Source organism: Rhizobium sp. TH2 (assembly GCF_024707525.1).
Lineage (GTDB): Bacteria > Pseudomonadota > Alphaproteobacteria > Rhizobiales > Rhizobiaceae > Rhizobium_E.
Genome location: NZ_CP062231.1, coordinates 4,661,974 through 4,676,068, shown reverse-complemented (window position 1 = coordinate 4,676,068; position 14,095 = coordinate 4,661,974). Strand labels below are relative to the sequence as shown.

The window sequence follows — 14,095 nt, the reverse complement described above, 5'->3', positions numbered from 1 at the left end:
ATAAAGTTTCTTGCCGCAGATGCATTGACGCGGGTGCTACGGATGGGCTTTGCTGGGAACAATTAGTCAGGCCATCGGGGAGGATGTCGGATGCTGCCGCGCAAAATCATCAACTGGGATGACGCCTACACCAACAGTGACAACATTGCGGGCGGCGATCGCTGGCCGGATGCCTGGGTGGCGCCTGCCAAGGGGTTCCGCGACAGGCTTGCAGGGCTCGGCCGGGCGAAGTTCGGCATCGTCTATGGTCCTCGGCCTCGCAACCAGCTCGACCTTTTCATGCCTGAAGGCACGCCGAGGGGCCTCGTGGTCTTCGTCCATGGCGGCTACTGGATGGCGCTCGACAACAGCTACTGGTCCCATCTTGCGGGCGGAGCGGTGGAGCATGGCTATGCCGTGGCGATGCCGTCCTACACACTCTGCCCGGATGTCCGGATCGGTGAAATCGTCGGCGAGGTCGGTGCTGCTATCGGCAAGGCTGCCGAACTGGTCGAAGGGCCTGTCATGTTGACCGGGCACTCCGCCGGCGGTCATCTGGTCAGCCGGATGGTGTCCCAGACCGCGCCACTCGCCCCCGCCGTCTCGGCGCGCGTCCGCAATGTCGTGTCGATTTCCGGGATCCATGACCTGAGGCCGCTGATGAACACAGGCATGAAGGAAACGCTCCGCATCGACGAGGCCGAGGCGCTGGCCGAAAGCCCGGCATTGCTCAGGCCGATGGATGGCGCCCGTATCACCTGCTGGGCCGGCGGGAGCGAGCGTGCTGAATTCCTGCGCCAGAACGCGCTTCTCGCCAACATCTGGACCGGTCTGGGCGCGACGACCAGCGCGGTGGTCGAGCCTGACCGGCACCATTTCAATGTCATTGATGGCCTTGCCGACCCGGGTCATCCGTTGACGCAAACGCTGTTGGGCGCGTGAATGCTGCTCGAAGCGTCGTGGAAGGCGATGACTCGCACCCGCTAGATATGTTAGTTGCTGCTATCGCTTCAAACACGTCAGGATCAGCACACGATGCCCGCCTGCTTTTCGACCGACCGCATGCTCAATTTCGGCGACTGCGACATTTCGGGGACCGCTTATTATCCTTCCTATCTCAATCTCCTCAATGGCGTCATCGAGGAATTCTGGACCTGGATGGGCTATCCCTGGCACGAGATCATCTGGAAGGAACGCTGGGGCACACCCACCGTCCACCTCACATGCGACTTTTCAAAGCCATCGTTTTTTGGCGAGAGGCTGACGTTCGAACTCACGGTCACGCGCGTCGGGCGTTCGTCGATGACGATCGAGCACATCGTGCGCTGCGGCGAGCAGCAACGCTGGTCGGGCCATCAAGTCCTGGCGGCGAGCCGGCTCGACGAACACACCTCGATGGCCTGGCCCGATCCCGTCAAGGCGAAGCTTGAAAGCTTCCTGGCCGTGCCGGCGTAACTCAGGCTTCCGGGTCCCTCATGAACATCGGCCCGCCCTTGTGGGCGGGGAACCCGTAGCCGTTGATCAGGACGAGATCGATATCGCCGGGTCTGGCGGCGATCCTTTCATCCAGCAGCCTCTCGCCCTCCGCCGACATTGCGACGAGCAGGCGGCTGATGATCTCGGCTTTATCGAAATGGCGTGGCGTGATCGACTTTGCCGCGCGAGAGGCGGCAATGATGGCGGTCACATCCCGATCGACGGATTTCTTGCCGTCGGCATAGCTGTACCAGCCCTTGCCGGATTTCTGGCCGAAGCGGCCCACCTCGCAAAGCCGGTCCGCGATATCGACATAGCGCTCCGAGGGATCGCGGGTCGCCGCCTGGCGTTTGCGCCGTGCCCAGGCGATTTCGAGGCCGGCGAGGTCGAACACCGAAAACGGTCCCATGGCGAATCCGAAGTCTTCCATGGCGGCATCGATGTCCTGCGGTTCTGCGCCGTCCTCGACGAGGAACTCGGCTTCCCGACGATAGGCCGAGAAGATCCGGTTGCCGATGAAGCCTTCGGTGACCCCGGAGAGGATAGGCAGTTTCCGCATCTTCTTCGCGACGGCAAAGCCTGTGGCGAGGACATCAGGTTCCGTCCTGGCGCAGCGGACCACCTCGACAAGTCGCATGATGTTGGCCGGCGAAAAGAAGTGCAGACCGAGCACCCGTTCGGGAGAGTCTGTCGCGGCCGCGATCTCGTCCGGATCGAGGTAGGATGTATTGGTAGCAAGGATGGCGTCCGGCCGGACCACGCCGTCGAGTTTCCGGAACAATTCCATCTTGACGTCGAGGTCGTCAAACACCGCCTCGATCACGAGGTCGGCGTCCCCCAATGCGCCAAGTGTGCCTTCCACTGTCAGTCGCGACAGGCGATCCGCAAGCCCGGCCTCGTCAAGGCGGCCGGATTTGACATTTCGCCCCAGCATGCCTGCGATCCGCTCGCGACCCCTGCGGACCGCCTCGTCATCCTGCTCGATGCCGATGACGCGGTATCCGGCGTCCAGCGCGGCAACGGCAATGCCCGAGCCCATCAGGCCCGCGCCGACGATGCCGATGGCCTTGACCGCGCGGGGCGAGACGCTCTCGAGGCCCGCAACCTTCGCCGCCTCGCGCTCGGCAAAGAAGACATGGCGGAGCGCCGCCGCCTGGGGCGAGTCCTTGAGGCGCAGGAAGGCGGACCGTTCCTCCGCCAACCCATCCTCCAGCGTCATCGTCTGCGCAGCAGCAACAAGGCCCACCGCCACGCCGGGCGCGATCTGACCACGCGCCTTGGTGATGATCTTTTTCGATGCCGTCTCGATTCCATCGGCGGGTGCCGCCGGCACGGAAAGGTCGCCCGTCTTGCGGAACCTAGCCTCGCTTTCGGTTGCAATGGCAAGCGCCCGCGCAATAAGATCGCCATCGGCAACCTCGTCCACGATGCCCGCCGATCGCGCTTCGTTTGCTTTCAGGCTGCGGCCGCTGCCGATCAGGTCGATGGCAACGGGGATGCCCGTCAGGCGCGGGAGCCGTTGCGTACCGCCAGCGCCGGGCACGAGGCCAAGCTTGACCTCCGGAAAGGCCATGCTCGCCGTCGCCGCGGCAATCCGGTAGTGGCAGGCGAGCGCGACTTCGAGCCCGCCGCCGAGCGCCGCGCCGTTGAGTGCGGCGATGACGGGCTTGCCCGAGTCCTCAATCAACTGGCAGACGTCAGGCAGGATGGGGTCGACCGGCGGCTTGCCGAACTCTGTAAGATCGGCACCGCCGACAAATATCCTCCCCGCGCCGGTGAGGATGACACTTTCGATCTCCGCGCTGTCATTGGCGTGCGAGATGCCAGCCGCCAGGCCGGTGCGCATGGCTGCCGATGCTGCATTCACCGGCGGATTGTCGATCGTGACAACAAGTACGCCATCCAGGACGCGCCCTGAAACGCAGGCCGAGAAATCCAGTTCGTCGGCAGCTTTGGTCGCAGTCATCGTCACGATTCCGGAATGACGGCCGTTGCCTGGATCTCGATCTTAGCCCGGTCCTCGACCAGCGCCACGATCTGCATGGCCGCCATGGCCGGGAAGTGCTTGCCGATAACCTCGCGATAGGCCTGGCCGATGCCTTTGAGATTGGCGAGGTATTCCTTCTTGTTGATGAAATACCAGGTCATCGTGGTGATGTGATGTGCCTCGCCACCCGCCGCGCGCACGACGGCGACGACGTTCTCCAGCGTCTGCCTGACCTGGCCGACGAAATCGTCGGTTTCGAACTGGCACTGGCCGTTCCAGCCGATCTGTCCACCGACGAAGATGAGCCGGCCCTGCGCCTCGACACCGTTGGCGTAACCGACCGGCCGTGCCCAGCCTTCAGGTTGCAGGATCGTGTGCATTGGTCTTCTCCAGGTGCTGGGTGAGCGCGGTCCGGAGGTCGTCCGGCCAGGCCAGGGATGTGTGGGTTTCAAGCGAGGTCGCCACCAACCGGTGGGTCGCCTTGAAGAGCGTTGCGCCCCGCGCCGAGACGCTATGCGCCAGATCCACTGAGGATCGGCCCAGGCCAGCGACGCGGATGTCGATCGTCAGTTCGTCGCCCTGAAGGCCCGGCCGCTCGAAGACGAGGTTGAGCGTCACCGTCGGCGTGCCCATCCGCATCGCGGATATCATCCGGTCGCGCGTGGCGCCCAGCGAAGCAAAGAAATCCTCGATCGCCCCATCCAGGATGCGAAGATAGGACGGATAGTAGGCGATGCCTGACGGATCGCAGTCGCCGAAACGAAGAGGGAAGGTCTTCGTGAACATGGCTCACGTACCCTTCATGAGTTCGCGGGCGACGATCAGCTTCTGCACTTCCGTCGCACCCTCGTAGATGCGAAGCGCGCGGATTTCGCGGTAAAGCTTCTCGGTGATCTCGCCCGATCTTACGCCACGGCCGCCGAAGAGCTGTACCGCGCGATCGATGACGTCCTGCGCCGTTTCGGTCGCGGTCATCTTGGCCATCGCGGCTTCCTTCGTGGTCGGCAGCTGCTGAACGTCGCGGCGCCATGCGGCGCGGTAGGTGAGCAACGCCGCAGCATCGATGCCTGTCGCCATGTCGCCGAGAGCGGCCTGCGTCAGTTGCAGGTCGCCAAGCGCTGCGCCGAACATCTTGCGGGTCCTGGCATGGAGCAGTGCCTCGTCGAGCGCGCGCCGGGCAAAACCGAGCGCCGCAGCAGCTACGGAGGCGCGGAAGATGTCGAGCGTGCGCATCGCGATCTTGAAGCCTTCGCCAGGCGCGCCTAGGCGGCGGGAGGCGGGAATGCGGCAATTGTCGAAACGGATCGTCGCCAGCGGATGCGGCGCGATCACTTCGATGCGTTCCGTGATGGAAAAGCCGGGATCGTCGGCAAAGACCACGAAGGCGGAAATACCGCGCGTGCCTGGCGCTTCGCCGGTGCGGGCGAAGACCGTGTAGACATCGGCGATGCCGCCATTCGATATCCAGGTCTTCTCGCCGTCGAGCACATAGGCGTCGCCATCCGCCCGCGCCGCGCAGGCCATGGCCGCGACATCGGACCCGGCTTCCTTCTCGGACAGCGCGAAGGCCGACACCCAGTCGCCTGACGTGACCTTGGGAAGGACAGCGGCCTTCAGTTCCTCGGAGCCCGACAAACCGATGGCGCCGGTCCCCAATCCCTGCATCGCAAAGGCGAAATCCGCGAGCCCGTCATGCCAGGCCAGGGTCTCGCGTGCCAGGCACACGGAACGGGAATCGATCACCTCGCGTCCTGCCTGGCCGGTCGCCAAGCCGAGAAGGCCGGCATCGCCGAGCATCTTCACCAGATGGCGGCACGCCTTGTCGACGTCATGATGATCCACCTCGGAAAGCGCACCGGAGCGCTCGAAGGCATCGAGCCGCTCGGCCACGACGCGGTGTTCCGGGCCGAAGAACGGCCAGTCGAGATGTTCGCGGGTCGGGCCTTCAAGCGTGGTCATCAGTTGCCCTCGAATACTGGCTTTTCTTTTGCGGCGAATGCCTCGAAGGCACGGCGGAAATCGCCGGTGGCCATGCAGATCGCCTGGGCCTGGGCCTCGGATTCGATCATCTCGTCGATGCCCATCGCCCATTCCTGGTTCATCATGGTTTTGGTGATGCCATGTGCGAACCAGGGACCGTCGGCCAGCGACCGCGCCAGATTCTGGGCGGCCGCGTCGAGTTCGGCTGCCGGATGTAGCGCGTTGAAGAAGCCCCAGCGCTCGCCCTCCTCGGCCGACATGCTGCGGCCGGTATAGAGCAGTTCAGAGGCGCGGCCCTGGCCGATAATGCGGGGCAGGATGCCGCACGCGCCCATGTCCGCGCCTGCAAGGCCGACGCGGGTGAAAAGAAAGGCGGTTTTCGCTTCGGGCGTCGCAAGGCGCAGGTCCGACGCCATGGCGAGGATCGCGCCGGCGCCGACGCAGATGCCATCGATCGCAGCCACGATCTGTTGCGGGCATTTCCGCATCGCCTTGACCGCGTCGCCGGTCATGCGGGTGAAGGCCAGCAGATCCGGCATTTTCATGCGGGTCAGCGGCTCGATGATCTCGAACACGTCGCCGCCGGAGGAAAAATTGCCGCCGGCGCCGGTCAGCACGACCGAACGCACATCCGAGGCATATTGCAGGTCGCGAAACAGGTCGCGCAGTTCGGCATAGCTCTCGAAGGTCAGCGGATTTTTGCGGTCGGGCCGATTGAGGGTCAGCGTCGCCACGCGACCATCCTCACTCACCGACCAGAGGAAATTCCTGGCCTGGTAATCGCGGAAGGGCTTGAGATGCCCGCTCATCGAAGCCTGATTGTCGCTCATCCCGTCATGACCTCCCCACCGGCAATCGCTATTGCCTGTCCATTGATCGAGCCGGCATCGGGAGACGCCAGCCACAAGACCGTGTTCGCCACTTCCTCGGGCTTCACCAGCCGGCCCTGAGGGTTGTGCTTGGTGAATTCCGCCATTGCCTGCTCCTCGCTGCGTCCGGTCTTGGCGACGATCTCGGCGATCGAGCGGGCGACCATCGGCGTGTCGGTGAAACCGGGGCAAACCGCGTTGACGGTCACGCCCTTTTTCGCAAGTTCCAGTGCCAGAGACCGCGTCAGCCCCACGACGCCGTGCTTGGCGGCGACATAGGCCGAGACATAGGCGTAACCGGTCAGTCCCGCCGTCGAGGCGACATTGATGATCCGCGCGCCCCGGCCCCGCGCCTTGAGGTCGGGAAGCACGGCCTGCGTCACGTTGAAGACGCCGGTGAGATCGACCGAGATGATATGCGACCACATCTCGAGCGAAGTTTTCTCGAAGAGCGCGCTCGAGGCCTCGCCGGCATTGTTGACGAGAATGCTGAAGGGACCGAAAGCGGCCCTAGCCTTCTCCAGTCCGGAGGCGATCGCTTTGGCATCAGTCACATCGAAGCCGTCGGCGATGAAGGTCGATCCGTCTGGCAATTCCCGGCTCAGAGCTTCAAGTGGCTCGCGGCGACGGCCTGCGAGTGTCACCTTTGCCCCGGCATCCGCAAGCGCGCGTGCGATTGCTGCCCCGATGCCGCTGCCGGCGCCGGTGACCAGCGTGTGATGACCTCCTAGAATGCCTGCCATCGCCTATTTCGCTCCAGCCGCAGCCGCCTGCTTCTCGCGGGCGAGGTTGGTCTCGTATTGCGTCTTGCCGGCATAATACTGCTTCGGCCAAGGTATGGTGTTGATGCCGATCTTGGCCGCTTCGTGCAGCGTCCAGGCCGGATCGGCGAGATGCGGGCGCGCCACGGCGCAGAGGTCGGCGCGGCCGGCGGCGATGATGGAATTGGCGTGGTCCGCTTCGGAGATCGCACCAACGGCAATGGTGGGGATGCCGACTTCATTGCGGATCTTGTCGGAGAACGGGGTCTGGAACAGGCGGCCATAGACCGGCGTCTCTTCCTTCCACACCTGGCCGGACGAGCAGTCGATCACGTCGGCGCCTGCCTCCTTGAACATCGCCGCGAAGATCGCTGCGTCCTCGGGCGTGTTGCCGCCGTCGAACCAATCATGGCAGGAGAGGCGCACGGAAATCGGCTTGTCCTCCGGCCAGACGGCGCGGATCGCCCGGAAAACTTCGAGCGGGTAACGGGCGCGTGCCGCATGGTCGCCGCCATATTCGTCGGTGCGCGTATTGGTGAGCGGCGACAGGAAGCTCGACAGCAGATAGCCGTGGGCGCAATGCAGTTCGAGCCAATCGGCGCCGGTGGTCACGGCCAGTTCGGCGGCCCTGATATGGTCGGTGAGGACACGGTCGAGGTCGGCGCGATCCATCGCCTTCGGCATCTGGCTATGCTTGAGATAGGGCAGTGCCGAGGCCGAGATCAGGGGCCAGTTGCCCTCATCGAGTGGCTGGTCCGTGCCTTCCCAGGCGAGCTTCGTCGAGCCCTTGCGGCCGGCATGGCCCAACTGGATGCCAACCTTCGCGGGCGTGTTGAAATGGACGAATTCGACCAGCCGTCTCCAGGCATCGGCCTGTTCTTCGTTCCAAAGCCCGAGGCAGCCGGGCGTGATGCGACCGTCTGCTGAAACACAAGTCATCTCGCCGAAGACGAGGCCTGCGCCGCCCATGGCACGCGATCCGATATGAACGAGATGGAAATCGTCGATCAGGCCGTCCTTCGCCGAATACATCGCCATCGGCGACATGACGATCCTGTTGGGCAGCGTGACGCCACGAACCGTATAGGGTGTGAACATCGGCGGCAGGCAACGGTCATTGGTCGTCGAAACCATGCCGGCCTTTTTGGCGAACCAGCGCTCGTAGCCCTCCAGCCAGTTCGCGTCGCGCAGGCGCAGGTTTTCGTGGCTGATGCGCTGAGAACGCGTCAGCATGGAATACATGAACTGCTCGGGCTCCAGCGTGTCCGCATAGCGGCGACCGACCACTTCGAACCATTCCATGGCATTACGCGCGGCATTCTGGATGCGCGCAACATCGACGCGGCGAATTTCTTCGTAAGCCGCGAGGACGGCGGGAATCTTGTCCTTGTCGTGGCCGAGCCTGTTGAACTGGTTGGTGAGTTCGATCGCGTCATCGATCGCGAGCTTGGTGCCCGAACCGATGGCGAAATGCGCGGTATGGGCCGCATCGCCCATCAGCACGACATGCGACTGGCCATTGAAATGGCTCCACTTGCCGCAGATCAGGCGGTTGAAGTTCAGCCAGGCCGAGCCGCGCATGTGGCGCGCATTGGTCATCAGTTCGGCGCCATCGAGCACTTCGGAGAACAGGTCCTGGCAGAAATCGATCGAGCCCTGCTGGTCGAGATCCCCCAGGCCATGCTTCTCGTAGGCGTCCTCGGTGGTTTCGACGATGAAGGTCGAGGTCTGGTCGTCGAACTTGTAGATATGCGCCTGGAACCAGCCGTGATCCGTCTTTCGGAAATCGAAGGTGAAGGCATCGTAGAGCTTGTTGGTGCCGAGCCAGATATAGCGGTTCGGCCGCGTGATCAGATCGGGCTGGAAGACCTCCGGATAGCGATTGCGGATCTTAGAGTTGAAACCATCAGACGCGATGATCAGGTCGGCGTCGGGGTATTCCAGGTCGCTGTTCACATCGGTTTCGAATGTCAGTTCGACGCCGAGCGCCTCGCATCGGCGCTGCAAGATGTTGAGCAGTTTCTTCCGGCCGATGCCGACGAAGCCGTGGCCGGAGGTGCGCTGGCGCGTGCCCTTGAACCAGACCTCGATGTCATCCCAATGGTTGAAGGCATCCTGGATCTCGGTGGCGCTCTCCGGATCCCATACCTTCATCGCCTCCATGGTCGCGTCGGAGAAGACGACGCCCCAGCCGAACGTGTCATAGGGCCGGTTGCGCTCGACCACGGTGATGGCGTGTTCGGGATGGAGCTTCTTCATCAGGAGCCCGAAATAGAGGCCGGCCGGTCCGCCGCCGATGCATACGATCCGCATGTCAGTTTCCTCTGTTCCGATCGATGGCTTGTGGCTATTTATTTTAAGGTTAAAGTAAATTCGCAAACGGCTCCTGTCAATCGCTTTATGCCGTCGCAGAGATATTTTAAGGTTAAAATATCTCTGCGAGGCGCACCTGATACCGCCACGGGTCAGGGCGAGGCTGTATCGATCGGGCGATATCCGCCCTGCCAGTAGATCAGCGCACCTTTCTCCTCGCCGATCTCGATGGAGCGTACCCGACCGATGAGGATCGCGTGGGTGGATTTCTCGATCATGTCCTCGATCTCGCAGTCGAGCGCCACTGAGGCGCCGATCAGAAGCGGTGCACCGGTGGGACTGCTCCGCCACCTACCCAGCGCAAAGCGGTCGGTACCCTTGACTCCGCCCTGCCCGGTGAAGCGCTCGGCGATCGGCTGGTGTTGTGGACCGAGCGAATTCACCCCGAAGTGTCCAAAGGTCGCGAAGAGGGGCCACGAGGACGAGGTGCGGTTGACGCAGACCAGCATCAGCGGCGGATCGACGGATAACGACACGGTGGACGTGGCGACGAGGCCGGACCGGCGGTCTCCGGAGCCGACCGTTATGACGCTGACATTGCCGGCAAAGTGGCGCATGGCCAAGCGATAGTCGGCCGCGTCAGGCGCTGGTGCCGTCATCAATTGCATTTCCATTCTGCTCTCCTTCGGTTGACACCGCCGAGATTCGCGACGTGGGATAGGTGGAGTTCCGCCGCGACGCCACCCCAGCGGCGTCGCGGCGGGGACGCCGGTCAGGCTGCGGCCGCCGCCGCGGACACTGCCCGGCGAATGCCGCGTGCTTCCAGGATCGGCAGGACGTGATCGCGGAAATAGGGGAATTCCTCGGCGTAATCGACAAAGGACAAGGTGGTGCCGCCGAAACCGGCGACATGCAGCGACAGGATGCCCTCCGCCACCTGTTCGGGCGTGCCGACCAGCGGGAAACCGCCATGGCCGGCGGCCATCCGGTCGCGGATCAGCGCCAGCAGATCATGCGGGAATGATTGCGCATGGGCGAACTGCAGCCGGACGAGATTGTCCACGGCCTCCCAATCGGCATTGGTCTGGCCGAAATGCTGGAGGTAGTCCTTTGCCTCCTTCTCGGTCGGGCGGCAGACGACATGGCTGAAGGTCAGCACGCCGACCTTGCGGCCTTCATGCACGGCCTGCTGCTTGAGTGCAGCGACTTCTTCCCTGGAGCGTTCGAGATCTATCGCCGGGGTGAACAGGAAGTCGGCATTCTTCACGGCAAAGGCCCGGCCCTGGCCGGAACCCGCCGCGTTCAGGATGGGTGCCTTGCGCGACGGGCGTGGATCGCCGAGAACGTTCTTGAGCTTGAAGTGCTTGCTATCCCAGTCGAAGGTCTCGGTTTTCGTCCAGAGCGCCTTGACGACGTCGAACCACTCTTGTGCATAGCCGTAGCGATCTTCGTGACCCGACGGCAGTTCGAGACCGAGCGCCTCGTATTCCGGCTGATTCCAGCCTGCGACGATGTTGAGGCCGATGCGGCCTCGGCTGATCTGGTCGATCGTCGCGATCTGCTTTGCGACCACCGCCGGATGATTGGCGGCGACGTGGATCGTCGCGAAGACATTGATGTTCCTTGTATGGGCCAGCAAGCCCGTCGCCCAGGTCATCGTCTCAAGTACGTTGCCGTGGAAGTTGGTCTCGCCGCCATAGCCGATCCAGCGGGCGATCGGCAGCATGAAGTCGATGCCGGCGTCGTCGAGCATCTTCCCGAGGCGCAGATTGTTGTCCCAGGAATTGACCCAGCGCTCCGGCACTTTGGTCACCGACATGCCGCCGGAGCAATTTGTAGAGAAGGTTCCGAGCAAGAATTGCCCATCCGCGAACATGCTGTTCTCAGTCATTGTTGTTCCCCGATTTTTTAACAGAAATTACGATAGAAAATCTATTTTAAATTTAAAGCTTGTCAACAGGAAAACGATGACGGATGTCTAGGCAGCACAATCTGTTGGGAAATCAGGCATGAAAACGAAGGGCAACCCGCCGGAGGGCGGATCGGCGGCGGTGGACCGGAGCTGGCATCTGGCGCGCAATCCGCTCGAGGTCGATGTCGCGGAGCTGGAATATGCGCTGATGCGTGCCTTCGAGGCCTTCGGGCGCTGGCAGGGCGAGTGCCTGGCTTCGGTGATCGATCTGGTGGCGAGCGGTCCGGAAAACGCCATGCTGCACATCATCCGGATGCATGAACGGCCGAAGACGATCAAGGATCTCGCCCGGCTCGCCAATCGCGAGGACATTCCCAACATGCAGTATAGCCTGCGTAAGCTGATAGCCGCCGGCCTCGTGGTGCGCAGCGGCAGCGGCCGATCCGGCGTGACCTATTCGGTGACCGACAAGGGCAGAGACGTGACCGACCGCTATGCCGATGTCCGTGCCTCGCTGTTGATCAAGGCCGTGCAATCGGTGCCGAATTTCCCGAGCCGTTTGCGGGAAGCGGCCAATACGCTCGATCTGCTGACGGGCATTTACGAACAGGCATCGCGTACGGCGGCGACCCATCGCCGCTATCATGGCTGAAAGTCCCGCTATCTGTCGGTGATGAAATCTTCAAATAGGAAGGCCATGCGCGATGATTTCGCACATGGCCAATTGTGTTCGATCCCAGTTGATCAGGCTGCCAGCCGCCCCAGGTAGGCATCCGCTTCTTCCGGCACCGCGAACCAGGGGAAGAAATCGCGCGGGTCGTTGAAGCCGTTGGCGATGCGCTTGGCGAGAACCGGGAAGGCCTGGGCCGAGCCCATGATGTTGAGCACATGCGGCGGTGGCGGCTGGAGAAGCGCGTTGGTCCAGCCAGTGACGAACTGGGCATAATTCCAATAGGAGTCGAAAGTCGCCTGCATGAAGGCCGCGTCATAGGGGCGGTCGCCATGGGCGAGGATCGCGTCCATGTAGGCCTTGGCGGACTTCGATGCGTTGTTAGAGCCCTGGCCCGTGATCGGGTCGTTGAGGCAGACGGCGTCGGCCATGCCGAGGACCACGGCGCCCGATGGCAGCCTGCCGACGGGCCTGCGAACTGTGGGGGCAAAAGCACCGGCGAGGATGCCGTTGTCGTCGGTCAGCGAGATGTTGCGATTGCGATCCGCCTCCCAGGGCAAGAAAGTGTCGAGAATCCATTTCGATTTGGCGAGGTGTTCCTCCGGCGTCTTCACGTCCTTCCAGCAGTCCATCGGGCCGCCGGGAATGCCCTCGAAGACCATGATCTCGCAGGGGCCGTTCACCGTCAGTGCCGGAAAGACGAAATACTCGCCGACCGTTGGGATCAGGTTGAAGTTGACGGCTGAGTGATCCGGACGCGGTAGCATGCCGTTGACATAGGTCAGCGCCAGCGCCCGCTGCGGCTTGTCGAAGGGGGACTTTTCCGCATCGCGCTCGAAGAGCTTTGCGATATCGCCCTTACCCGCCGCCACGATCACCAGTTCCGACTGTTTCGCGTAGCGTTCGAGGTCGTCGATGCCGGCGTCGTGGATGGTGATCGTGCCGCCGCGGCGCTCGAACTCCTCCATCCAGCGCGGGACCTTGATCCGCTGGTCGACGCTCTGGCCCGGTCTGTCGAGCTTGCCGTTCCAGTCGATCGCCTTGTTACCCGAACCATCGGGCGCCGGTACGACGAAGTTGATCGAGTCGACGGTCGGGCATTCGCCGTCCCAGTAGTTCAGTCCGAGGTCACGCTCGTTCTGTAGCGCCGCGTCGAACATGCACTGGCTGGACAGCACCTTGCCGCTGCGTACCTGTTCGGCCGTGCGGTTCTGGATGATATCGACCTCGTAGCCATTGGAAAGAAGGCCGCAGCCGAGCTGGAGGCCGGATTGTCCGCCCCCAACGATGGTGATCCTGCGTGATGTGCTCATTGTTTCAGTTCCCGGTTTTGCTTGTTGCTTGAAGTCCGTCATTCATTCCATGAGCTTCGGGATCGCCGGCACGTTCTGCTCGGGACCCATGGCGGTGTAGCCGCCATCGACCCGGATATCGGTGCCGGTGATGAAGCTCGCATTGTCGGATAGGAGGAAGGCGACGGCTTCGCCGACTTCCTCGGGATTGCCTGTGCGGCCCAGGAGATGGAAGGGTGCCGCGACCTTGTCGGTCTTCTCCCGGTTGTCGTTGGTGAGCTGGACCATGATGTTGCTCCAGGTCCAGCCCGGGGAGACGGCGTTGACGCGAATGCCATCGGGCGCGAGGTCCATCGCCTGGTTGCGGGTCAGTTGCAGGATTGCCGCTTTCGACACCGGGTAGACCCAGCGGCCCGTCTGAGCGACGCGCGACGAGATCGAGCCGAAATTGACGATCGCCCCCTTGTTGGCCTTGAGATGAGGATGGGCGGCCTGCATCAGCATCACCGAGCCGACGATGTTGACGTCAAGCGCCTTCAGCCAGTCGGAGCGGTTGGTTTCGACGCCGTTGTCGAGATAGGTGCAGGCGACGTTGACGAGGAAATCGAGCCGGCCGGTCGTTTCGACCGTCTTCGCAACCAGCGCGGCTATGTCGTCGTCACTGGTGATGTCGGTGCGGATGAAGCTGGCATTGTCCCCAAGCTTCTCTGCCGCCGCCACACCATCCACCTCGTTGATATCGGCGATGACAGCCTTGGCGCCGTAGCCGATCAGCGTCGCCGCCACTGCCTGGCCGATCAGGGTGGCGCCGCCCGAGATGATGGCCGTCTTTCCATTCAATCCACGCATGATGTTC

14 protein-coding genes are annotated in these 14,095 nt (G+C 62.9%); 3 read left to right on the top strand and 11 right to left on the bottom strand.

Features of this window, described 5'->3' with window-relative positions; genetic code table 11:
- Positions 1 to 90 precede the first annotated feature (90 nt).
- Together IHQ71_RS22880 and IHQ71_RS22875 are read left to right on the top strand one after the other, a co-directional pair.
- Positions 91 to 921 (top strand): alpha/beta hydrolase, encoded by an 831-nt coding sequence (locus IHQ71_RS22880; protein WP_258158717.1) that lies wholly within the window; start codon positions 91 to 93, stop codon positions 919 to 921.
- Between the two features lie 93 nt (positions 922 to 1,014).
- On the top strand, positions 1,015 to 1,434 hold the full coding sequence (locus tag IHQ71_RS22875) for a thioesterase family protein (RefSeq protein ID WP_258158716.1): 420 nt from the start codon (positions 1,015 to 1,017) through the stop codon (positions 1,432 to 1,434).
- A 1-nt stretch (position 1,435) separates the two neighbouring features.
- Here the strand turns inward: IHQ71_RS22875 and IHQ71_RS22870 are convergent, their stop codons facing one another.
- From IHQ71_RS22870 to IHQ71_RS22830, 9 genes are all read right to left on the bottom strand, one after another.
- Entirely contained in the window at positions 1,436 to 3,421 is a 1,986-nt protein-coding gene (locus IHQ71_RS22870) for a 3-hydroxyacyl-CoA dehydrogenase NAD-binding domain-containing protein (protein WP_258158715.1), read from the bottom strand.
- A gap of 2 nt (positions 3,422 to 3,423) precedes the next feature.
- Positions 3,424 to 3,822: a RidA family protein gene (locus tag IHQ71_RS22865; protein WP_258158714.1), complete on the bottom strand. Its 399-nt coding sequence runs from the start codon at positions 3,820 to 3,822 to the stop codon at positions 3,424 to 3,426.
- Positions 3,800 to 4,228: a thioesterase family protein gene (locus IHQ71_RS22860; RefSeq protein WP_258158713.1), complete on the bottom strand. Its 429-nt coding sequence runs from the start codon at positions 4,226 to 4,228 to the stop codon at positions 3,800 to 3,802. Before IHQ71_RS22860 ends, IHQ71_RS22865 begins: the two co-directional genes overlap by 23 nt.
- 3 nt (positions 4,229 to 4,231) lie before the next feature.
- A complete protein-coding gene (locus IHQ71_RS22855) occupies positions 4,232 to 5,401 on the bottom strand; it encodes an acyl-CoA dehydrogenase family protein (RefSeq protein WP_258158712.1) in 1,170 nt (389 codons plus the stop codon).
- Entirely contained in the window at positions 5,401 to 6,252 is an 852-nt protein-coding gene (locus IHQ71_RS22850; protein WP_258158711.1) for an enoyl-CoA hydratase family protein, read from the bottom strand. The genes IHQ71_RS22855 and IHQ71_RS22850 overlap by 1 nt, the downstream gene beginning before the upstream one ends.
- Positions 6,249 to 7,034, bottom strand: coding sequence for an SDR family NAD(P)-dependent oxidoreductase (locus tag IHQ71_RS22845; RefSeq protein WP_258158710.1), 786 nt, complete (start codon positions 7,032 to 7,034; stop codon positions 6,249 to 6,251). The genes IHQ71_RS22850 and IHQ71_RS22845 overlap by 4 nt, the downstream gene beginning before the upstream one ends.
- Positions 7,035 to 7,037: 3 nt before the next feature.
- Positions 7,038 to 9,365, bottom strand: coding sequence for a bifunctional salicylyl-CoA 5-hydroxylase/oxidoreductase (locus tag IHQ71_RS22840; protein ID WP_258158709.1), 2,328 nt, complete (start codon positions 9,363 to 9,365; stop codon positions 7,038 to 7,040).
- Positions 9,366 to 9,517: 152 nt separating this feature from the next.
- The gene (locus IHQ71_RS22835; RefSeq protein WP_258158708.1) at positions 9,518 to 10,039 is read right to left on the bottom strand and encodes a flavin reductase family protein; all 522 of its coding nucleotides are present in this window, start codon (positions 10,037 to 10,039) and stop codon (positions 9,518 to 9,520) included.
- Between the two features lie 98 nt (positions 10,040 to 10,137).
- Positions 10,138 to 11,256, bottom strand: a complete 1,119-nt coding sequence (locus IHQ71_RS22830) for an LLM class flavin-dependent oxidoreductase (protein ID WP_258158707.1) — start codon at positions 11,254 to 11,256, stop codon at positions 10,138 to 10,140.
- Positions 11,257 to 11,374: 118 nt separating this feature from the next.
- Between IHQ71_RS22830 and IHQ71_RS22825 the strand changes: the two genes are divergently transcribed.
- Positions 11,375 to 11,929 carry a winged helix DNA-binding protein gene (locus tag IHQ71_RS22825; RefSeq protein WP_258158706.1) on the top strand — a complete coding sequence of 185 codons (555 nt, stop codon included), beginning with the start codon at positions 11,375 to 11,377 and terminating at the stop codon, positions 11,927 to 11,929.
- A 92-nt stretch (positions 11,930 to 12,021) separates the two neighbouring features.
- On the opposite strand, the gene IHQ71_RS22820 is transcribed toward IHQ71_RS22825, so the two are convergent.
- Positions 12,022 to 13,260, bottom strand: coding sequence for a styrene monooxygenase/indole monooxygenase family protein (locus tag IHQ71_RS22820; RefSeq protein ID WP_258158705.1), 1,239 nt, complete (start codon positions 13,258 to 13,260; stop codon positions 12,022 to 12,024).
- Between the two features lie 42 nt (positions 13,261 to 13,302).
- Complete coding sequence (locus tag IHQ71_RS22815) at positions 13,303 to 14,088, bottom strand: SDR family oxidoreductase (RefSeq protein WP_258158704.1); 786 nt, start codon at positions 14,086 to 14,088, stop codon at positions 13,303 to 13,305.
- Between the last annotated feature and the right edge of the window lie 7 nt (positions 14,089 to 14,095).